At 40.2% G+C, this 21,290-nt stretch carries 24 protein-coding genes; 2 read left to right on the top strand and 22 right to left on the bottom strand.

Annotated elements, in window-relative coordinates; translation table 11 throughout:
* Nucleotides 1–132: 132 nt before the first annotated feature.
* From murB to B7708_RS10105, 3 genes are all read right to left on the bottom strand, one after another.
* Nucleotides 133–1,038: a UDP-N-acetylmuramate dehydrogenase gene (gene murB / locus B7708_RS08065; RefSeq protein WP_084975020.1), complete on the bottom strand. Its 906-nt coding sequence runs from the start codon at nucleotides 1,036–1,038 to the stop codon at nucleotides 133–135.
* 262 nt (nucleotides 1,039–1,300) lie between these two features.
* Nucleotides 1,301–1,975 (bottom strand): helix-turn-helix domain-containing protein, encoded by a 675-nt coding sequence (locus B7708_RS08060; RefSeq protein ID WP_275655531.1) that lies wholly within the window; start codon nucleotides 1,973–1,975, stop codon nucleotides 1,301–1,303.
* Nucleotides 1,976–2,122 (bottom strand): hypothetical protein, encoded by a 147-nt coding sequence (locus B7708_RS10105; RefSeq protein WP_239822472.1) that lies wholly within the window; start codon nucleotides 2,120–2,122, stop codon nucleotides 1,976–1,978.
* A 99-nt stretch (nucleotides 2,123–2,221) separates the two neighbouring features.
* On the opposite strand from B7708_RS10105, the gene B7708_RS08055 reads away from it, so the two are divergent.
* Nucleotides 2,222–3,430, top strand: a complete 1,209-nt coding sequence (locus B7708_RS08055) for an MFS transporter (RefSeq protein WP_084975018.1) — start codon at nucleotides 2,222–2,224, stop codon at nucleotides 3,428–3,430.
* Nucleotides 3,431–3,454: 24 nt separating this feature from the next.
* Here B7708_RS08055 and B7708_RS08050 read toward each other — a convergent pair whose 3' ends face one another.
* From B7708_RS08050 to budA, 4 genes are all read right to left on the bottom strand, one after another.
* Nucleotides 3,455–4,387 carry a LacI family DNA-binding transcriptional regulator gene (locus tag B7708_RS08050; protein ID WP_084975016.1) on the bottom strand — a complete coding sequence of 311 codons (933 nt, stop codon included), beginning with the start codon at nucleotides 4,385–4,387 and terminating at the stop codon, nucleotides 3,455–3,457.
* Between the two features lie 43 nt (nucleotides 4,388–4,430).
* The gene (locus tag B7708_RS08045) at nucleotides 4,431–5,243 is read right to left on the bottom strand and encodes a Cof-type HAD-IIB family hydrolase (RefSeq protein ID WP_084975014.1); all 813 of its coding nucleotides are present in this window, start codon (nucleotides 5,241–5,243) and stop codon (nucleotides 4,431–4,433) included.
* A gap of 370 nt (nucleotides 5,244–5,613) precedes the next feature.
* Nucleotides 5,614–6,366: a YhfC family intramembrane metalloprotease gene (locus B7708_RS08040; protein ID WP_084975012.1), complete on the bottom strand. Its 753-nt coding sequence runs from the start codon at nucleotides 6,364–6,366 to the stop codon at nucleotides 5,614–5,616.
* Nucleotides 6,367–6,375: 9 nt separating this feature from the next.
* Entirely contained in the window at nucleotides 6,376–7,107 is a 732-nt protein-coding gene (gene budA, locus B7708_RS08035) for an acetolactate decarboxylase (RefSeq protein ID WP_049538323.1), read from the bottom strand.
* Between the two features lie 145 nt (nucleotides 7,108–7,252).
* On the opposite strand from budA, the gene B7708_RS08030 reads away from it, so the two are divergent.
* Nucleotides 7,253–8,524: an aminotransferase-like domain-containing protein gene (locus B7708_RS08030; RefSeq protein ID WP_084975010.1), complete on the top strand. Its 1,272-nt coding sequence runs from the start codon at nucleotides 7,253–7,255 to the stop codon at nucleotides 8,522–8,524.
* A 20-nt stretch (nucleotides 8,525–8,544) separates the two neighbouring features.
* Here B7708_RS08030 and B7708_RS08025 read toward each other — a convergent pair whose 3' ends face one another.
* The 15 genes from B7708_RS08025 to B7708_RS07955 form a co-directional block, all read right to left on the bottom strand.
* On the bottom strand, nucleotides 8,545–9,360 hold the full coding sequence (locus tag B7708_RS08025) for an ABC transporter substrate-binding protein (RefSeq protein WP_084975008.1): 816 nt from the start codon (nucleotides 9,358–9,360) through the stop codon (nucleotides 8,545–8,547).
* Between the two features lie 118 nt (nucleotides 9,361–9,478).
* A complete protein-coding gene (locus B7708_RS08020; protein ID WP_239822471.1) occupies nucleotides 9,479–9,769 on the bottom strand; it encodes an NUDIX domain-containing protein in 291 nt (96 codons plus the stop codon).
* 74 nt (nucleotides 9,770–9,843) lie between these two features.
* Nucleotides 9,844–11,835 carry an ATP-binding protein gene (locus tag B7708_RS08015; protein WP_084975006.1) on the bottom strand — a complete coding sequence of 664 codons (1,992 nt, stop codon included), beginning with the start codon at nucleotides 11,833–11,835 and terminating at the stop codon, nucleotides 9,844–9,846.
* Nucleotides 11,832–12,884 carry a DNA cytosine methyltransferase gene (locus tag B7708_RS08010; RefSeq protein ID WP_084975004.1) on the bottom strand — a complete coding sequence of 351 codons (1,053 nt, stop codon included), beginning with the start codon at nucleotides 12,882–12,884 and terminating at the stop codon, nucleotides 11,832–11,834. Before B7708_RS08010 ends, B7708_RS08015 begins: the two co-directional genes overlap by 4 nt.
* A 108-nt stretch (nucleotides 12,885–12,992) precedes the next feature.
* Entirely contained in the window at nucleotides 12,993–13,145 is a 153-nt protein-coding gene (locus B7708_RS08005) for an NUDIX hydrolase (protein ID WP_081109427.1), read from the bottom strand.
* 91 nt (nucleotides 13,146–13,236) lie between these two features.
* Complete coding sequence (gene phoU, locus B7708_RS08000; RefSeq protein ID WP_000946468.1) at nucleotides 13,237–13,890, bottom strand: phosphate signaling complex protein PhoU; 654 nt, start codon at nucleotides 13,888–13,890, stop codon at nucleotides 13,237–13,239.
* Between the two features lie 11 nt (nucleotides 13,891–13,901).
* Nucleotides 13,902–14,660 (bottom strand): phosphate ABC transporter ATP-binding protein PstB, encoded by a 759-nt coding sequence (gene pstB, locus B7708_RS07995; protein WP_084975002.1) that lies wholly within the window; start codon nucleotides 14,658–14,660, stop codon nucleotides 13,902–13,904.
* A gap of 12 nt (nucleotides 14,661–14,672) precedes the next feature.
* On the bottom strand, nucleotides 14,673–15,476 hold the full coding sequence (gene pstB, locus B7708_RS07990; protein WP_000049847.1) for a phosphate ABC transporter ATP-binding protein PstB: 804 nt from the start codon (nucleotides 15,474–15,476) through the stop codon (nucleotides 14,673–14,675).
* Nucleotides 15,477–15,486: 10 nt separating this feature from the next.
* Nucleotides 15,487–16,371, bottom strand: coding sequence for a phosphate ABC transporter permease PstA (gene pstA, locus B7708_RS07985; protein ID WP_000543055.1), 885 nt, complete (start codon nucleotides 16,369–16,371; stop codon nucleotides 15,487–15,489).
* Nucleotides 16,361–17,278, bottom strand: a complete 918-nt coding sequence (gene pstC / locus B7708_RS07980) for a phosphate ABC transporter permease subunit PstC (RefSeq protein WP_001070951.1) — start codon at nucleotides 17,276–17,278, stop codon at nucleotides 16,361–16,363. The genes pstA and pstC overlap by 11 nt, the downstream gene beginning before the upstream one ends.
* The gene (locus B7708_RS07975) at nucleotides 17,278–18,156 is read right to left on the bottom strand and encodes a phosphate ABC transporter substrate-binding protein PstS (RefSeq protein ID WP_084975000.1); all 879 of its coding nucleotides are present in this window, start codon (nucleotides 18,154–18,156) and stop codon (nucleotides 17,278–17,280) included. Before B7708_RS07975 ends, pstC begins: the two co-directional genes overlap by 1 nt.
* Before the next feature lie 212 nt (nucleotides 18,157–18,368).
* Nucleotides 18,369–19,673: an RsmF rRNA methyltransferase first C-terminal domain-containing protein gene (locus B7708_RS07970; RefSeq protein WP_084974998.1), complete on the bottom strand. Its 1,305-nt coding sequence runs from the start codon at nucleotides 19,671–19,673 to the stop codon at nucleotides 18,369–18,371.
* Nucleotides 19,674–20,447, bottom strand: a complete 774-nt coding sequence (locus B7708_RS07965; RefSeq protein ID WP_084974996.1) for an inositol monophosphatase family protein — start codon at nucleotides 20,445–20,447, stop codon at nucleotides 19,674–19,676.
* A complete protein-coding gene (locus B7708_RS07960; protein WP_001041968.1) occupies nucleotides 20,437–20,715 on the bottom strand; it encodes a UPF0223 family protein in 279 nt (92 codons plus the stop codon). The genes B7708_RS07965 and B7708_RS07960 overlap by 11 nt, the downstream gene beginning before the upstream one ends.
* The gene (locus B7708_RS07955) at nucleotides 20,716–21,117 is read right to left on the bottom strand and encodes a Spx/MgsR family RNA polymerase-binding regulatory protein (protein WP_004246303.1); all 402 of its coding nucleotides are present in this window, start codon (nucleotides 21,115–21,117) and stop codon (nucleotides 20,716–20,718) included.
* Nucleotides 21,118–21,290 lie beyond the last annotated feature (173 nt).

Below are 21,290 nucleotides of genomic sequence, written 5' to 3'. Positions count from 1 at the left end.
AATTAACAGATCAGGGCTCTGTCAGGCCGCTACTACCTCTTGCAGGGAGTAAAACCACCTGCATACATCTTCGCTACCGATAGGCTTTCACCCCCTTTCCATTGACATAGCAGCAGCTATTCTGGCGAAACCTTACTCCTTCTCACCCAAAATTCGAACTTCTCTCTCAAGAGTAACACCTGAATGTTCCTTTACCTTTTCAATAACAGATTGGATCAAGTCCTCGTAGTCTTTGGCCGTTCCGTCAGCAACATTGATCATAAAACCGGCATGCTTTTCAGATACTTCAACACCACCGATACGATAGCCTTTCAATCCAGCCTCTGAAATTAACTGTCCTGCAAAATGCCCCACTGGACGCTTAAAGACCGAACCACAAGATGGGTATTCTAGAGGTTGTTTGAGTTCACGTAGGTGCGTCAAGCGATCCATTTCCTGCTTGATGACCTGGTGATTTCCTGGAGCAAGGGCAAATTTAGCCGACAAGACAATGGCCCCAGAATCCTGAATAGCTGAATGGCGGTAACCAAAAGCCAAATCCTTGGCAGATAAGGTCTCGATTTTCCCTTCCTTGGTCAGAATCTTACAAGACTGCAAAATGTGAGCAATCTCTCCTCCGTAGGCACCCGCATTCATAAAGACAGCACCTCCGATGCTCCCTGGAATGCCGCAAGCAAACTCAAAACCAGTCAAACTATGACGAAGTGCAATACGTGTTGTTTCAATCAAGTTCGCTCCAGCTTCTGCTTCGATGGTATAGCCATCAACCGAAACGTTATTGAGCTTATCGCACAAGATGACAAAACCACGGATTCCACCTTCACGAACGATGATATTGCTGGCATTCCCTAGCACCATCCAAGGAATATCCTCTTGATTGGCAAATTGAACGACACGCGCCATCTCATAGCGATTGCGTGGCAAAACCAGATAATCTGCTCGACCTCCTACCTTAGTGTAGGTATAGAGCTTCAAGGCTTCCTTAAAACGAATATCAATTCCTTCTAATTGTTCTTGTATTCTAGTTACTAATGTCATATCTCTCATCCTTTTGTAAAGTGATTTCATTATACCATTTTTAAAGATTTTTGACGACCTCAAAATTACTATTGTTAATCGCATTCTTATTTTTCAGATGATAGATGTGAACATGAATGTAAGGTTATAGCAAAACACCCCAAAAGTTAGTTGAATGACATCTAACTTTCAGGATGCTGTTTTAAAAAATTTTTTTATATTGAATCTATCTACACTTGAAGCAATCAATAAGACCCTTCTATAGCAAATGCTGAGATGGATGCTAGTTGGATGGAGAATTTTTCCAGCTTTGGCGATAAAATTTAGGACTCACAGAGAAAAAATGCTTAAAAGCTTTTGAAAAGACTAGCTGATCCTGATAGCCGACTTCCAAGGTAATTTCTTTTATAGATAGATCAGTGTCAGTTAAGAGTGTTCTTGCCTTTAGCAGGCGTGTTTCAAGGAGAAATTGCTGAGGAGATTTATGGTAAAGTTTCTTAAACTGACGAAACAAGGTGCTACGACTGAGTCCGACCTGGGATGCCAAGTCTTGAATGGAGATGTCTTGTTGGTACTGTTGTAGCAAAATTAGCGCAGCTTTTTCAACAGGGTGTTGAGTGACATTCAGCGGTATTTCTGCTGGAAATTCTTCCTGCAAGTAGTAAAGGAAGGTATAAATTTGCATCTGGTACCAGCTTTCTTTTTGCCTATTTTCTGCAGTTTTGTGACAGATATCTTGAATGATTTCTCTGCTTTGAAAATGACTATCAAAATGGCAAACAGACTCATAAAAAACTTGTGTGTGTTGGAGATAGTCGCTTAATTTGTCTCCAGAAAATCCCAGCCAGTAGGTGGTCCAAGGATCTTCTTGATTGGCCCAATAACGCACTTTTTGGCCTTTTCTTAGGATAAAACCATCATTTTTCTCCAAAGAATAAGTCTGCCCATCAACTTGCAGTTAGCCTTTCCCTTCACAAATCCAGTGGATGACAAAATCCTGAAAAACAGTATAGTCATAAAACGGAAAGCTAGAATAATCATCAATCCCACATTCTTTAAGGTAAAATTCCTTAGATGTTTCTTTAAAATAGTGCCATAGTTTCATAAATGCTTTCTCCTTGCAACATAAGTGCATATTTCTTCATCATGAACTCCTAGAAAAGGAACAAACTCTGGTTTATAATGGGGCAAGAAAGGAGAACAAATGAAAAAATCGTATCAATCTAGTATGGTAGGGCTCAACCTCAGTAATCAAATTGTTTCTATCACCATCACAGGTGACTTCATGATTCTTTTTATGAGTCAGATTTTAAGTTTTAGTGATTTGCAAAATAGCTGGCTTATCACAATGCTACCAATTATAGCCCTTGTCCGCATTCCCTTGTCTTATCTGATGCGGAGGAAAAATCTCCTTGACCTGATGCGGTGGAGTATACTGTCTAAGCTGTGTTTGCTAGGGGTATTAGTAGTGATTCCCTACGAAAGTGTGACTTTTTCTATCTATGCTCTTTTTCTGGTTCTATATCAGATAGCCGTGGAGCTGGGCTTTGGTCTGGATTGGAATCCCTTAATATTATTATTAACAGAAGAGAAAGTCCGCGCAAAATTTCTCAGTTACCTAGGTTTGTTTCAGCTGGTCACGAGCTTTTATACCCTTCTTATTTCCTTTTTCATCGGAAAAGAGCTGACTGCACTTCATTATCGTTGGTTACTGGTAATTGCTCTTGCTAGTCTGTTCATGCAGTTTATCCTTTTGAAACAGTTACAAACAGACTATAGCTTGTTTCAAAATCATCAAGTAACAAGGCAGATGGACTGGCAGGTTTTTAAAAAACAGATCTGGCACCATGTCCGTATCCTACTTTTGGATAGTTTGATTTTATATGTATCCTTAACGATGAATGTCCTCTATATGGTACAGGTATTGCACCTTTCCGCCAACCTCGTGTCTCTATATTCGAGTATGAGTTTGCTGGGAAACGTCCTAGCCTTTGCTCTTGCAGGTCCTTGTTTTGAGAAAAGACGTTCTCTGTTTTTCACAATCTTACTGGTAGTAACGGGATGCGAGATTCTTTTGATCTTCTTTCTTCCCCACGATGCTGTATCCTATACAATCTTTTGGAGCATAGGTTGGGGGTTATTAAATGGGGCTGTGGGAGCTCTATGGGGACTCTACATTTCTCTAGTTAAACACCAGGCGGCAAGTCCAAGCCCCTTTACAATTTGGAATATTTATCAGGGGATTGCCTATCTTGTTAGCGTACTTGTCTTTTATCTCTCTGGTAACTTGGTGCACCTAGCTAGTTCTAGTTCAGGGCTGGATCCGTATCGTCTGGTCTTGATTGCCTGCCTAAGCATCTGCATCCTGGTTTGTTTACGGATGCTGTATAGAAGAAAAATAGGTCTCAAGTGACGATTGTCGCTTGAGCCTATTTTATCATCGTATGATAAACTCCGATTGTAGGATAATGGTCCGTTTTTCGTCAGAGAGAGCTTGCTTGAAGCTTTCCTGACCGAGTTGGTAGGATTTGTTATCAATGGTAGGAATCCCCAGTACCTCTCCTGTCAGTTGCTTTTCTTGGCCAATCAGCAAGGGTAATTCAAGATTTTTCTCCTGATAATAGCGAACCACACCAGTTGCTACATCATCTCCGTTGCTGAAAATACAGTCTAAATCTTGCTCTAGTAGGCTATCCCCTTGCTCATAAGCATCCTCTCCCGTGGAAATACCATCCAAAATCAGAGGGTCCTTTTTTTCACCAAAAACTTCCTTGTAGGCTTCCATAGTGAGACGGTAGGTGGAACTTTTTAGGTCTTTTCGGGTAAATAGCAGAGCAATTCTACTTTTTCCCTGGTCTTTAATCCAGTTGAAGGCTGTCTTACAGGCATGGGTGCGGCTCACATAAACGCTACTCAGATTGGGGTCCTGCACTTCTTCACAGCAGACAATATTGCCATACTTAGCGTAGGAAGAAATGGTTTCTAAGTCTACACTGCGAGAGGTGAAAATAAGACTGTCAAAGGCCCTTCCTCGAAGCTGCTCCAGATAATATTTTTCCAAGTCTATATCATAACGAGAAGGTAGAATGAGCAAAGTATAGTTATGATCCATAGCTGCATCCAAAAGCCCGTTCAGTAACTGACTGAAATAAGGGTGCAGGGTCGTGTTGGGAATAACTACACCGACCCGACGAGTCGAACCTGAACTTAACTCCTGAGCTAGAATGTTGGGACGGTAGTCCAGTTCCTCCATGACTTGCAGGATTTTCTGACGAGCCTCCTCGGATACATGAGGATGGTTGTTGATGACGCGTGACACGCTAGAAACTGAATAACCAGTCAGTTTGGCAATTTTTCGAATATTTGTCATTGTTTGCTTTCTATAGGAGGATTGACACCCTCCAAACACGTGATTAATGGATTTTTTTGAGATATTTACGGATGCCGTAGCCGACACCATGTTCATCATTGCTGCGTGTTACCTTATAAGCCAGCTCTTTGATGTCAGGAAAGGCATTGCCCATTACGATTGGATATCCCACCATCTCAAACATTGGGATATCGTTGTGCCCATCACCAAAGGCAGCGGTCTGGCTCTTATCTAAACCTTCTTTTTTGAGAATATAAGCAATACCTTTTGATTTTTTAGCAGTTTTGCTGGTAATTTCTAGATGATATTGACCAGATCGGAGAATGCTGACCTCGCCCAAGTCTAGGGCTTGCAAGTATTTCTCCAGTGCTAATAGTTCGTCATTATCTAGGGCAATCATCATTATCTTGAAGGTATTGTCCTTGGCTGCTAGAAAATCCGCCTCGTTTGTAAGTGTTGGTGCCTGGCGCGTGATGTTGAACTCTAGACGAATCCCTTCATCTATTCTATCACAATACCAGTTCGTCATATCATAATAGCTGACGCTAATTTGTGGAAAATGCTGGCGCACTGCCTGTAAGATAGTTTGTGCTGTCTTTCTAGGGAGAATATCTATATGAAGGGGCTTGACCTTTCCATCCACAATCTGATAAATCAAACCACCGTTAAAACCTACTTGAGGGCCAGTCAGCTGAAGTGCTTCGATAGCCTCTCTCATTTCCATTGGAGCTCGAGCAGAAACCAGAGTCAGCGGAATCTGAGCATCGCGGATAGCCTTGCTATTCTCGCTAGAAACGCGGCCCTCAGAATTGAGAAGCGTGCCGTCCATATCTGAAAAAATACGTTTGATGGTCATAATGTTGTCCTCTTTTCTTCTTTGTCCGCTAGCGTGTGATAGGTCGGTTTAAATGCGCATTCCCAACCTTTGATACCATTGTACATTCTGGAACGCGTTCCATGTCAAGAGGAAAATGAAAAATTTTTTAAATTTTTTTCGAGCATATATAAAGTTGATGTGGACTTGCTTGATAACAGCATCTCCTTGGCTTAATTGAAAGATTTTATCAAACAAGTTTTTCATTTCTTGAAAAGCTGGCTATCCCTTGGTAAATAGGTATTAAACAGAAAGATAGGCTTGTCTTCCAAATAATACATCTGCCTCTAAATAGCAAAAAACAGAAATAACAGAGTTAAGAGAGAACAATAAAAAGAGGTCACCCCTCTTTTTATGATTTTTTCCAAAATGTAGATTTTGTCAGCCAGATAAAGGCTAGAAGTTCTACGAGAAGAATAAACTCAACTAGAAGCGGATTTGCAATCCATCCCACTTGAGATAAGGATGGAGCCAAGTCAAACAAAGCATGCAAACCATAGGCAGCAAGGAGGTAGATCCCTTTCTTTTGACGGACACTTTGATAAACCCAGATGGAAAGACAGATTTGCAGAACCAGAGCAAGCACACGCTCAACTCCTAGTAAATAAACCTGCCATACAGAAAGAGACTGGACCGTTTCGAGTGTAGACTGTGGAAGGAGATTGGCTACATCAGTATTTGAAGTCTGGATGAGTGAAAAGAGAATCAAAAGACTGATCAAGCTTCCCATTCCGAGATAGAGCATCTCCAAGCCCCCATGTCCCAAACCATAAGCCAAAGCATCTCGATCTTCTAGCTTTCTCTTTTTCTCCAACCATTTAAAAAAGACAAGACGAGCTGTTTCCTCAAAGAGAGCCGCCATGGCAATCCCATAAAGGACATATAAGAAAGGCTGCTCCTGCATGAGCGGAATGGTTCCATCTTTTTGCGGATGAAGAACCAGAAGGTGAACCATCTTCTCTAACACCTGAGAAGAAACAAAAAATGCGATTGCCCCCAAGCCCATCACTGCAAGAGAGATTTTAAACCGTTTTTTGGCATACCAAGTTCCACCTACTAGAATGAGAACCAAAACAATCATGGTAAGGATAATATGTACTGTCATTTTTTTCTCCTATTCTGACTTATCAATATCTTTCTTCATCTCGTCAACGTTAAATTTGGCAAATAAATACTGGCGATCTTGGACTGGAAAACGTTGGTCCAACTGGTCGACTGCTCCAACCTCGATCATTCCTTCTTTGATAACAAAGTCCATCACATGCCCACCAAAGGTCAAATCATCTGAGATAAAATGCAAATGGTAGCCTGCAACACTGACTCCATGGAAAATCTCTGGTGTCCAAAATCCAACAATAGTTCCCGATACATTTTCACGGCTATATTCAGGTTGGTGTGTCGCAACATCAGCAAACTTGGTATCAGGTGTGGATTTAGGAATCATCCGCACATGCATGTGGGCGAACTCCCCATGAATCTTGATGGAACGGAAGAGATTCTCCCCATCATAGTAGGACTCAATCCGTTTTTCTAATTCCTTATCCGTCATCTCAAAACGCTGGCGGAAAATCACTTCTGCCTGATGGGGGACCACTGCTGCATATGGGATAAGGGCATCAGGTGAGACTTCTACAATTTCAGGTTGCTCCCCTGAGCCTTTGGCTTGATAAGCCTTGCCATCAAGGACAATCAACTCCCCATCAATCGAATCAAGGGTTCCCAAGCCGAGGTCACCATGTTCCAGCAATTCTCCTACTGTCATGGTTCCACCATAGAGACCAGCCATTAGGGCACCTAGAGTATTGTATTGAAATAATTTAACCGGTTCCTGCACTTTTCTATCCATTCTCTTTCTTATCTTCTTTTCAATGAATCATCATACTTTCTAAGTATACCACATTTGCTCCTAGATGTGAAAGGGTGAATTGCTTTTCCCATTGCAAAGGAGGCAAAAAAAAGGTACAATGTAACAAAATCAACGGAGGTCTGGAATGAAGAAAGAAAGTAAATACCAAGCAGTCGTTTCCTTTCTAAAAAAGGGTATCGAGTTGGGAAAATTCCCAACTGGTAGCCGGCTTCCCTCCATCCGTCAACTGAGCCAAGACTTCCACTGTAGCAAGGACACTATCCAACGAGCCCTACTGGAATTACGCCATGAACAATACCTCTATGCCAAACCCCAAAGTGGCTACTATGTTCTGGAGCAAGGACAGCACCAAGACTTAGAAATCGAAGTCACTGATGAACATGCCAGTGCTTATGACGACTTCAGACTCTGCGTCAATGAAACCCTGATAGGCCGAGAAAACTACCTCTTCAACTACTATGACAACCAAGAAGGCCTTGAGGAACTGAGACAATCTGTCCATCAACTCCTCTTTGACCAAGCCCTCTACTGCAAACCCGATCAACTGGTTCTAACATCTGGCACCCAGCAAGCTCTCTTTATCCTTTCTCAGATTAACTTCCCGAGCAAGGGAGAGGAGATTTTAGTTGAACAGCCGACCTACCACCGAATGAACCGCCTCTTGGTCGCTCAAGGATTAGCCTACCAGACCATTGAACGCCGAATCGATGGAATTAATCTTGAAGAACTGGAAGAACAGTTCAAATCTGGGAAAATCAAGTTTTTCTACACTATTCCTCGCTTCCACTATCCCCTAGGTCATTCCTATTCTGATCAGGAAAAAAGGGCTATTCTGGATCTAGCAAACCAGTATGGCGTTTACATCGTAGAGGATGACTATCTAGGTGACTTAGACTCTAAAAAGGGACAAACCTTCCACTATCTGGATACTGAGGATCGCGTCATTTATATCAAGTCCTTCTCAACTAGTCTCTTTCCAGCCCTTCGTATCACAGCTCTCATTCTCCCAAATGCCCTAAAAGAGGCCTTTGTTTCCTACAAAAATATCCTGGACTATGACAGCAATCTCATCATGCAAAAGGCTCTCTCTCTTTACATCGATAGTCAGTTATTTGAAAAAAATCGACTGGTTCGACTGACCCTTCAAGAGAACTATCAGACTCGGATAAAGGAAGTACTTGAAAAAAACACCTGTCCCTTGCCCTACTATCCTCTACATGATGGCCTTCTCCTTGATTTGAGAAATTATCCTAAAATTGCCAGCTTAAAGCATAGCTCACTCAAACTAGACTTCTTTGAAGAGGCTTATTTGGAAGCCTGTCCTTATCAGTTTGCCAAAGTCTCTCTCGAAAATCTAGAAGCACTATTACAATACATAAAAGCAGAATTGGATTAAAGTCCAACTCTGCTTTCTTTTTACTGTTCAACTTCTGTTAGTTTCGCTGCTTTTTCTAGATAGATTTGATAGGTTCCGTCATCTTTTAGTTTTTGGATAACCTTATCTACTACTGCTTTCAAGTCTGATTGATCCTTCTTGATAGCAACGGCATTGGCTTCGCCATCTTTCATCGTCAAAGTAGCTGTCGCAACGACAAGGTCTGAGTTTTTAGCTGCGTAACTAAGAGCAACTGGTTCATCCATATGAACAGCATCCACTTTTCCAGCCTGCAATTCATTAACTGCTTCACCCATATTGGTCAAGGATGTCAATTGGGCATTTGGTAATTGTTCCTTGACCATGGTTTCTGGAACAGTTCCCTTTTGAGCTGCGATATTAGCACTTGCGAAGCTTGAAATATCCTTGTATTTGTCTAGATCGGCTTTTCTAACCAAGAAGCTCATCTTGTTTTCATAGTAAGGAATTGAAAAGTCAAAGACTTCCTTTCTCTCATCTGTGGCACTAATTCCTGCAATAGCCAAGTCAGCCTTTCCAGTTTGAAGGCTAGTCAAGACATTGTCAAAACTCATACTAGAGATTTCAAGTTTAACTCCAAGCTCATCCGCAATCGCTTGAGCCATATCAATATCTGCACCAACCACTTGGTTTTTACCATCTACCAAGACTTGGAATTCAAAAGGTGCATAGTCTGGGCTGGTCGCAACAACTAGCTTCCCTTTTTGTTTGATAGCTTCCACAGCAGACTGGGAACTATCCGTACTTGATTGACAAGCTACTAAAATCATGCTGGCTAGCATGCTACATACAACTAACATCCATTTCTTAAACTTCATAAATAAACGACTTTTCTGTTATCTCTGAATAATTATAACTTATTTGAAAATACTTGTCAACATTTTTCTTGCATTTTCATAAAATATAGTTACAAAAATTAGAAATTCAGAGATTAGTTTATCTATCTATTGGGAACTTATTTTCAAAAAAATCATTTATCATATCTTGATGTTGCTGGTTTACAATTGCAATGTTTTGTATGTCCCCATGATCAAAAAATCCTAATTCTAAAGTTTCATCACTTGTAAAAAAATTTGTAGAAATAGAATTTTCAGATAAAACTAAATACAAAATTGTAAGAACTTGAGCCTCATCACCATTCGGATAACTATCTGAATATTTAGTATAAACATTTAAGAGTTTTTCCGCTATCACTTCGATTCCCGTTTCTTCATAAAACTCTCGCACTAAAGCTTCTAAAGCCGATTCACCTAATTCAATGGATCCCCACGGTAAGGGGAATAAGGTTTATTAAAAAAATTTTACTCTCTTACTCTATCACTATAAACTCTTTCAGCTTGTCTAATAATCTCTTGATATGTTTTTAATTCGATATTGTTATTTTTCAATTCAATTAAATCTAAATCTTCTAGTTTTTCCTTAGATTTCTCACCACAAATAAAATAAGCTTTTATATCTTTAGTATTTGAGATTCTTAAAGGATTATTTGATCGGTTTATTTCATCACTAATAAATCGTCTGTATTTATAGATCTGATTGGTTATTTCGGAAATTTCAGGTGTAGAGTACGCAGTAACTTTCTCTCTTTTTAGCTCACAGATAATTGGATAAGGCTCATCTGCAACTTTTGTAATAATATCGGTTCTCCCACTAACCTTACGTTCTTGAATAATTGCTTTATATTTGTTTTGTGTTTCAATCACAATTTCATTACTTGGTTTATCCCAATATTGATTAATCAACCATGGATTTTTAGCTAGATGTTCCTCAAAAACACTCTCAACTTCCTCATCGTCAATAATTAGTTTTAGTTTATTGATAATGCTAATACGATCTTCAATATTAGATTTCATACGTAAAGCAGCATTTAGTTCCGTTTTCTCAAATAAGCTATAGAACTTCTTTAAGATCTCTCCAAAAGTATCCTTATCTGTATCTATAGTAATTTCATTTATAACTTTATTATTTACAAGTGCAAAGATTGCTTGTCCATAAACCCTATATTCAGCATCTGAATATTTTTCATCATTATCAAAAACTCTTTGTGCAAGCTTTGCAACCTGTTTTTGCTGTTCATCGCTATAAAATTTGAATGCAGTCCCCAATCCACTATCAGTACTTAACATTTTATCAAGATAATTTAGTTTTTCTCTATCTCTATTAGCACGTAAATTATTCCAATTTGCATTTAACTTATTACTAATTTTAGATAGTTTTTCAATTAATAATTTGACATTTGGTATTTCTTTATTCAAACCCTCTCTACTACTAAGCACAGGGTCTTCTTCTTCATTTTGAAGAAAATCTGCGTTGACTTCGCCTAAAAAGTATGAATTTGTTATCCTATTTTTTAATTTATCCCGTAAAATATCCTCATCAGCTAATTTTCCATGAATATAGACTGTTACGCCTGAAATACTTATATTTTCATCAGCAAGTAATTGACTGGGAATTTCAACAGTACCGAGCCATCCACTAATTGAATAATTTGTAAAGAATTCATCATCTTCTTTGTAAAAATTATTTTCTGGAATATTAGGGAAGCGTTGTTTGATTTCTTCTAACTCTGTACCGAAATAATAAACAAACTCTAAATTATCATCGTAAAAATGCTGACTCAAATCTACAATTTCAGAATTAATTTTAAGACTAAAGTCATGGTTATTAATTACATTTATCGAGAATCTTCTAGAAATTAAATTCTTCAATCCCTCAATACTTGATGAAATGATTTTTCTTCTCATCTCAGGTATATAAACAATTGTTCCAGTAGTATTTTCTTCTAAATCTGGGAAAAACTTTTTTAATTCTTGCAATGAATCAATATATTCCACAGCAATTGGAACAGTCGGTCTGTCTTCAAGTAATAATTCATAATTAAAAATCATCTTTTTCCATTGAGTATCTATGTCACTCTTTGTATAAAGAACATAACTATCACCTAAACTAAATGCTGAAAATTTTCCGATACCTTTTCTCCCCATATAAGGTCTAAGTGTAATTCCATCAGGACGTCTAACTGAATCAGTATTTTTTTCTGTACCAGAAATAGCATATCTCCCAGACAACTCTTCATCTGTCATACCAATACCATCATCAACAATTAGCAAAGAAGTTTTTTTATCCCCATCATTTTCAATATCATTGTAGAAAATATTACACTCTGTACAATAAGCATCCCAAGAATTTGCAATCAATTCTGTGATTGCTGGTGGATTTGATGTATATAAATTTCTACCAAAATGCTTTACTGCACCATAGGCAATTTGCAAGTCAATTTTTTCAATACTCATTTAATTTTCTCCAAATGCTTCAATATACTATTTCCAATAACTTCACCTAACTTCGGAGGGACAGCATTCCCAATTTGTAATGCAACTTGTGCTATTGGATAGTTTCCCCCAAGTTCAGGTTGTGTAAATAAGTAATCTCTCGGAAATGTTTGTAACATTGCACCTTCACGTAGACTTAAAGCTCTATCTTGATCAGGATGTCCAAATCGCCCATTTCCTATTCCTGGGAATTGTGTTGTAATTGTATTAGCAGGTTTATCCCACTCTAAACGACCATATACCGATCCAAAAGAAGCTCCGCTTTTTTTCTTATAAGCTTCCAGTAATAGTTCCTCGTCCCAATCCCTCCAAGTTCCACCAGGTTTTGACTGCTTTATTCTCTTCATATTCAAATCAGATATATTTCTGCTTCTATGAAGAGGATCATTTAAATCAGTATCTCCTGCCTTCAATTTTGGTAAATTTCCAATTGTATCTCGAAGTGTAGGGTAATTATCTTTATTAAATTGTGCAGGAATTAATTTGATTTCTCCTAATTTTGAAGCTAAAAGCAATAATCTCTTTCTTTTTTGAGGAACACCGTAATCTGGCGCGAATACAACTTTGTAATCAATTAAGTAATTATTATCATTCAAAATCTGGATAAATTTATCAAATACCTTTTCATTGACCATTTGTGGAACATTTTCCATCGAAACAATGTCAGGTTGGACATATTCAATTTGTTTGCCAAAGTAATCTAAAAGATCCATCTTTTGAAGTGTATTCTCATTATTTTTGTACTTATGGCTATATGTTGAAAAGGGTTGGCATGGAGCACATCCCATTAAAACTTTTATATCAGTATCATCTGGAAAAAGATTAGTAATTTCCTTGCTATCTATTTTTTTTATGTCCTTTAAAATAAATCTCGCGTTATTGTTAAATTCGTATGCAAATTGACTACGAGGATCTATATCATAACCTGCTATTACATTTATACCTGCTTGCTGAACACCACAGGTCAACCCTCCAACACCACAAAATAAATCTACAGCATTAATTTTCATGGCAATATCCTCCATTTTAAATTATAGCATTCTTTTTGAACTTTTTACAGTATATATAATTGGTAAAAACTCAACTTCTTATTTTATCAACCTTTTAAGCACCTGTTATTATGCACAATCACCACCTGGTAAGCCCCAAGTTCCTTTATCTGCTCGTTTTTGTAATAATATTTTTCCTGATTGACTTAATATTCCACAGGTAAAATTTAAAATAATTTTATCTTTCCCAACTTTTTTTCTGATATTCTGTATGTAGTCCATTACTCACCTCTGACAAAGTAAACCATCAATACAACGAAAGCTTACTATATTAAAAAGTAAGCTTTCACAATAATTTTATCATTTAAATAATTTATAATTCGACAATCTTACCTGTTTCAAAGTAAACAACCCATTCACAGATATTTTTTGCGTAGTCTCCGATACGTTCCAAGAAGGAAATGACCTGGAAGTAATCACGGCCTGTAACGATAGCTTCAGGATTTTTCTTGATTTCCTCTGTAGCTAAATCACGGATGCTATCAAAGTAATGGTTGATTTTTTCGTCCATCGCCGCTACTTCATATGCTTGGTCCACAGAGCCGTTCAGGTAGAGATCTAGAGCTGCTTCAACGAAGTTTTTTACATCGCGTCCCATCTTTTTGATTTCTTCTTCAACGGAAGGGATACGTTGCTCCCCTTTCATACGAATGGTCGCCTCAGCGATAGACACTGCATGATCTCCCATGCGTTCCACGTCTGACACTGCCTTGAGAACGGTCAAGACGGTACGAAGGTCTTGCGAAACAGGTTGCTGGAGGGCAATCATTTCAAATGATTTCTTTTCCAACTTCACTTCATACTCATTTACTTCTGCATCGTCTTCGATGACTTCTTTTGCCAAATCACGGTCATGCGTAACAAAGGCACGCACTGTACGATTGATCTGCGAAAGCACTTCTTGTCCCATGGCATAGAACTGGTTGTGCAATTTCTCCAAATCTTCTTCAAATTGTGATCGTAACATCATTCAACTCCTTATCCAAATTTTCCTGTAATATAATCTTCTGTTTCCTTGTTTTGAGGGGAAAGGAACATCTTCTTCGTATCGTTAAACTCAATCAAATCTCCATCTAGGAAAAAGCCAGTCTTATCAGAGATACGAGAAGCCTGCTGCATGGAACGCGTTACCAAGAGCATGGTGTATTTGTCTTTTAGACCATACAAGGTTTCTTCAATCTTACCAGCCGAGATAGGATCCAAAGCTGAAGTTGGTTCGTCCAAGAGGATGATTTTAGGGCTGGTTGCTAAGACACGAGCAACACAAACACGTTGTTGTTGTCCACCTGAGAGACCAATGGCCGAATCATGCAAACGATCCTTGACTTCATCCCAGATAGAAGCACGTTGCAAGGCCTTTTCTACTGCTTCATCAAGGACCTGTTTATCCTTGACTCCATTGATACGTAGTCCATAAACAACATTTTCGTAGATAGACATAGGGAAGGGATTGGGCTGTTGGAAAACCATGCCGATTTCCTTACGCAATTCAACCGTATCGGTGCGAGGACTGTAGATATTGTGACCATTATAGACCACTGATCCAGTTGTTGTCACCTCAGGGTTTAAATCTCCCATGCGGTTGATGGCCTTGAGAAGAGTTGACTTCCCTGAACCAGATGGACCAATCAAGGCTGTTATTTCCTTGGGTTGGAAAGAAAGGGAAACACTATTCAAGGCCTTCTTTTTATTGTAATAAACGGACAGGTCTGACACCTGTAAAATCGGTTCTGTCATACTGCTTCCTTTCTAACCAAAGTGTCCCGTTACATAGTCATTGGTAGACTGTAGCTTGGCATTTTGGAAAATATTGGATGTCTTATCATACTCGATCAAATCACCCAAGTAGAAAAATCCTGTGTAGTCACTTGCACGCGCAGCCTGCTGCATACTGTGGGTAACGATGATGATGGTAAAATCCTTCTTCAATTCCAGCATTGTTTCTTCCAGCTGGGCTGTCGCAATCGGATCCAAGGCTGAAGCAGGCTCATCCATCAAGAGGATATCTGGCTTGACAGAGATGGCACGAGCGATACAGAGACGTTGTTGCTGACCACCAGAAAGCATCAAGGCTGATTTGTGGAGGTCGTCTTTGACCTGATCCCAAAGGGCAGCCTGTCTTAGAGAGGTTTCTACAATTTCATCAAGGACTTTCTTGTCCTTAACACCTGCACGTTCATGAGCAAAAGTGATGTTGCGGTAAATAGACTTGGCAAATGGATTTGGCCGTTGGAAGACCATTCCAATATGCTTGCGCATCTCATAGACATTGATTTCAGGACGGTTGACATCAATACCTTGGTAGAGGATTTGCCCTGTTACCTTGGCAATGTCAATGGTATCATTCATGCGATTGAGACTGCGAAGATAAGTAGATTTTCCTGATCCAGAAGGACCAATCAAGGCCGTTATTTTATTTTTTTCAAATTGCATATCAATGCCCTTGATGGATTCATTTTTACCATAGTAAACATGTAAATCCTTGGTAGAGAGGGCCACTTTTTCTTCAGGGAAGGTGATGATATGCTTTTCATCCCAGTTATATTTTGACATGGCTTCTCCTTTAGGCAGCGGTTAATTTCTTGTGTAAATAGCTTCCGAGTTTGCGTGCCCCAAAGTTAAAAATCAAGATAAAGATGAGGAGCACCGCGGCAGAACCAGCTGATACGATGGTAGCATCAGGAATGGTTCCTTCACTGTTGACCTTCCAAATGTGGACAGCCAAGGTTTCTGCTTGACGGAAGATTGAGATAGGACTGGTAACACTGAGAATATTCCAGTTAGACCAGTCAAGGGCTGGAGCGGACTGTCCTGCCGTATAGATAAGAGCGGCGGCCTCACCAAAGATACGGCCAGATGCCAAGACAACCCCAGTGACAATACCTGGTAGGGCTTCTGGAATGACGACATGGACCACAGTCTCCCAACGAGAAATCCCAAGGGCTAAGCCAGCCTCACGTTGCGTATGGTGAACATGTTTTAAGCTATCCTCAACATTTCGAGTCATCTGAGGGAGGTTAAAGACCGTCAAGGCCAAGGCACCTGAAATGATTGAAAATCCATACTCAAACTGGACAACAAAGATCAAGTAACCAAAGAGACCTACAACCACAGATGGCAGAGAAGACAAAATCTCAATACAGGTACGAATAAAATTGGTCACAGGTCCTTTTTTGGCATACTCAGCAAGGAAAACACCAGCTCCCATAGACAGGGGAACAGAAATGATCAAGGTAATGACCAAAAGGAAGAAGGAATTATAGAGCTGAATCCCGATACCCCCACCTGCTTGATAAGAGGAGGATTTCCCAGTCAAGAAGGACCAAGAGATGTGCGGTAACCCTCTCACCAAGATATAGAGAATCAAGGACGCCAAGATGGTCACGATGATACCCGCAATGGTATAGAGGACAGCTGTTGCAAGTTTATCTAATTTCTTAGCGTGCATAGTTTTTCTTTCCTCTTTCTTTCGTAATCAATTTAATCACACTGTTAAAGGCCAAACTCATCAAGAGCAAGACCAAGGCCAAGGACCAGAGAACGTTATTATCAACCGTTCCCATGACGGTATTCCCAATTCCCATAGTCAAAACAGAAGTCAAAGTCGCAGCTGGTGTTGTTAGTGAGGTTGGGATAACTGCTGAGTTTCCGACCACCATCTGAATGGCAAGGGCTTCACCGAAGGCACGCGCCATCCCAAAGACCACTGCAGTGAAAATACCTGAACGTGCTGCTTTCAAGGTCACACGCCAGATGGTTTGCCAACGAGTGGCTCCCATAGCTAAACTAGCTTCACGGTAATGACGAGGAACAGCACGCAAGCTGTCTGTTGTCATAAAGGTTACAGTTGGTAGGATCATGACAAAGAGAACGAAAATACCTGACAAAATCCCAAAACCAGTTCCACCAAAGACGCTACGGACAAAAGGTACCACAACTTGCAAACCGATAAATCCATAGACGACTGAAGGAATACCGACGAGGAGTTCAATGGCTGGTTGCAAAATCTTTGCACCCTTTGGTGATACCTCTGTCATAAAAACTGCTGCTCCAATAGCAAAGGGAGTTGCGATGAGGGCAGATAAAATCGTCACAATAAAGGAACCCAAAATCATTGGAAGGGCACCAAATTGTTTCCCTGAAGGATTCCAAGTTTGTCCAAAGAGGAAATCAAAGATATTCACTCCATTGACAAAGAAGGTCGATAAGCCTTTCTGAGCTACAAAAATCAAAATCATCGCCACAATGATGACAATCAAAGAAAGGCAAGTGAAGGTCAAACCTTTACCAAACTTCTCAAGGCGAGAGTTCTTTGAAGGAGAGAGCAATTTTTTCGATAATTCTTCTTGATTCATTATTGACCTCCTTCTACTGCTGTAACGGTACCTGAAGCATCCTTTTGGACTTTCATTTCATTGATAGAAATATAGCCCATGCCCTTAACAATTCCTGTTTGGGCTTCGTCTGAGAGGATGAATTTTAAAAATTCAGCTGCCAGCTCATTCGGCTGACCTAGGGTATACATGTGCTCATAAGACCACAAAGGCCAGTTGTTGGTTGTTACATTTTCAGTTGTCGGTTCATAACCATTGAGCTTCATGGTCTTGACCGAGTCGTCCACATAGGCAAAAGCCAGGTAAGAAATGGCTCCTGGAGTTTGGGAGACAATCGACTTGACCATCCCATTAGAATCCTGTTCTTGGCTCTGCATTGCAGCCTGACCATTCATTACGACATTGTCAAAGGTTGCTCGGGAACCCGAACTTGCTGCACGGTTGATGATCGAAATAGCTAAGTCTTTACCACCAACCTCTTTCCAGTTAGTCACTTCACCAGTAAAGATTTTACGAAGTTGCTCAATTGTCAGATCTTCAACAGCCACTTCTTTGTTCACAATCACTGCCAGACCAGCTACTGCAACCTTATGGTCCACAAGCGCTGAAGCGTCAATTCCATCTTTTTCCTCAGCAAAAACGTCAGAGTTACCAATATCTACAGCTCCAGACTGCACCTGGGAGAGTCCTGTTCCCGAACCACCACCTTGAACGTTGACTGTTTTTCCGATATTTTTTGAACCAAATTCGTCTGCTGCGGCTTCGACCAGAGGCTGAAGGGCAGTTGAACCGACGGCTGTCATGGTTTCTCCACGATCAATCCAGCTTGCACATCCCGCTAGAGAACCTGCAAGCAAAAGTGTCGCAAGAGATAGGACGAGCTTTTTTCTTTTTTTCACTGTTTTTCTCCTTGAACATAATGATGAATGTCCTGATTTCTTTCAGTTCCTGTCATGTCAATCAGTGATGATAAGATTTGGTTTACGATTTATAGACTGGAAGCCCCTTGAGGTCCAGTCGGTTCATCACATAATATAAGTAAAAATGAAAGACTATCAGAAAAAACTCATACTTCCAATATAACATAGAAAATCTTCTTTGCCTAGCTTTTTCACTTGAATCTGAGGCCTTTTGGAAAATAATTTTTCAAAACATTTCCAGTCACCTTTGCAAAGCCCAAACCATTACCTTGAACCAAAACTTGGTACCAACCATTTGGTAGACTTTCAGCTAGCTGAACTGTTTCCCCAGCCACATATTTTACAAAGTCCTCATCCTTGATTTCGACCCTTTGTTTCACTTGACTTGGTTTTAAGGCTAATCCCAGAGCAAAGCTTGGTTCGAAGCGTTTCTTCTTAAAAGTACCCAGATGAAGTCCATTTCGGGCAATTTTAAGTTTCCCTAGATCAGGTAGCATCTCTGGCAAGAGATAAAGTTGATCTCCAAAAGTTTGTAGAAGGCCAGTTAGTGTCACTTTGAGATGTTTTTGGGCAAATTCTTGCCACAATTTCTGCTGTTCGCGACTGAGATTGGTCTTGCTGGCTTTGAATTTGGCTGCTGAATTTTCTCCCTTGAACTGCAAATGGGCAACAAACTGACCTTCTCCCTTAAAATGGTGAGGGTACATACGAGCCGTTTCAGGAAGATCAATTCCTGCTACCATACCATTCACATGATCAACTGGGAGCAGTTCAAAATCATAAGTATCCAGCAACCAGTGGACGATTTCTTCATTTTCCTCTGGTGCCCAAGTACAGGTCGAATAGACCAAATGCCCACCTTCTGCAAGCATAGTCACTGCGTCTTCTAGGATTTCTTTTTGGAGACTAGCACATTGGCTCGGATAGTCGAGATTCCAATAGTCCATGGCATCTGGTTGTTTACGGAACATCCCCTCACCCGAGCAAGGGGCATCAAGGACAATCACATCAAAATAACCTTTAAAGACCTTGGCTAAGCGGTCAGCAGATTCATTGGTCACGACAACATTTGTCGCTCCAAATCGCTCCATATTTTCCACTAAAATTTTAGCACGCTTGCTTGAAATTTCGTTGGAGACAAGGACTCCTTGATTAGCCAGATAGGCTGCTAGTTGAGTGGATTTTCCACCCGGTGCTGCCGCCAAGTCCAAGACCTTCATACCAGAGCTTGGTTGAGCTACCTGGGCCACCATTTGGGCTGCAGGCTCTTGTGAATAAACGAGACCCGTCACGTGCTCCGGTGACTTCCCTGAGACCTTGCCATAATGTCCCCAAGGTGTATTTGGAATAGCATCCGCAAACGACAATTGACTTTCTTTTAAGGGATTAACCCGAAAAGCTGATACCGCTTCCTGTTTAAAAGAGGCAAGAAAATCTCTTGCCTCATCTTCTAGTATCGCTTCATATTTTTCAACAAATCCTTCTGGAAATTGCATTTAGTTTTCTTTCCTTTCGTAGATATAAGATTGAATCTCTTCTTGCATCTCGATTGGCACCATCATGACAGGCTGACGCGTTTGAAAATCAGCAGGCTCACCTGATACCGTAAGAAGACGATAACCCAGACTTTCCCCTAAGATACTGGCTGCAGCGTAATCCCATGGCTGCAAGTAGGTAATATAAGTCAGAAGGCGACCCGATAAAACCTTGGCAAAACTAATGGCCGCACTGCCGTAAACACGGACTCCCAACGCTGCTCGCCCCAAATCCGCCAAGCCCCACTCATTGGTTTCAAACATAGCTGAGTTACCAGCCACTAAAAATTCTCTAAGAGGTTTCTTTTTAAAAGTCGGTAAGGGCTCATTATTACGATAGGGAGGAAAAGCACCACCACCATGGTAACAATCACCTTTCATGACATCATAGATGATGCCAAATTTGCCCACACCATTCTCAAAATAAGCCAACATCACGGCAAAATCTTCCTGCTGAGCGACAAAATTATTGGTGCCGTCAATGGGATCAATCACCCAAACGGAACCTTGACCGACCGCAGCACGTAAACAGCCCTCTTCCGCGCAAATCAAGTCTTCTGGATAAGATGCCAAAATTCTCTGAACTAAGAGATCCTGAACCTCCTTATCCAAACGCGTCACCAAGTCTGTAGGGGAAGACTTTCGCTCAACCTGCAAATCTTCTTGCATGTGAGCCAAAATGTACTCAGCAGCTTCCTGCACAATCTGCTTGGCAAATTCAAATTTAGTTTCCAAGAGAAATCTTCCCTTCTCTTTTTTCTTTTGCTAATTGAACTGCATGATAGAAGGAATAACCGCTAGCCGTCTCAAATTCGCGACCTAGGCGCTTTTCTTCACTTTTGCTCGGAACGACAGACTTAAATTCCTTGTAAGACTCTAGCAGTTTTTTAGCCTCTACCTTGTCTTCATAGGCAGCTTCAACATCATTAAAAAAAGAAAGCACTGAAGCAAGTTCTTCAGTGCTCCACGACAAATCTAGTGGGTAACTATACTGTTTGTTCATCTATCCAATACCAGCTCTCAATGTTGCTTCTTTTAGTTCTTGTTTACGGTAACTACGAGGGAGAAAAGCACGAATCTCATCTTCATTAAAACCGATCTGCATACGTTTGGTGTCTATAATAATTGGGCGACGCAAAAGACTAGGATATTGCTCAATCAACTGAAGCAACTCCGATACCGAAATACTCTCTACATCAATATCCAATTTTTGAAAAATTTTTGAACGAGTTGAAATGATGTCATCAGTACCATTTTCGGTCAAGGAAAGAATGTGTTGTAATTCTTTTCTTGTTAAAGGACTGGTCATAATATTATGCTCCTCAAAAGGAACTTTATGCGTCTCTAACCAGGCCTTTGCCTTACGACATGATGTACAGCTCGGTGATAAAAATAGTGTAATCATGCTTTTCTCTTCTTTATCTATACTTTGCTATTCTTATTATACAAAAAAATAAAGCGCTTGACTAGCAATTTCTAGAAAAAAGCATATTTTTTTCTAGAAAAATAGACTGTATGCGAACGAATTACTCAATTCCAATGAAGTTAATTCACTCCTCGTAAGAATTTTTAACTTCA

Source organism: Streptococcus oralis subsp. dentisani (assembly GCF_002096615.1).
In the GTDB taxonomy this organism is placed as follows: domain Bacteria; phylum Bacillota; class Bacilli; order Lactobacillales; family Streptococcaceae; genus Streptococcus; species Streptococcus oralis_U.
This window is presented reverse-complemented; position numbering and strand designations above follow the sequence as displayed.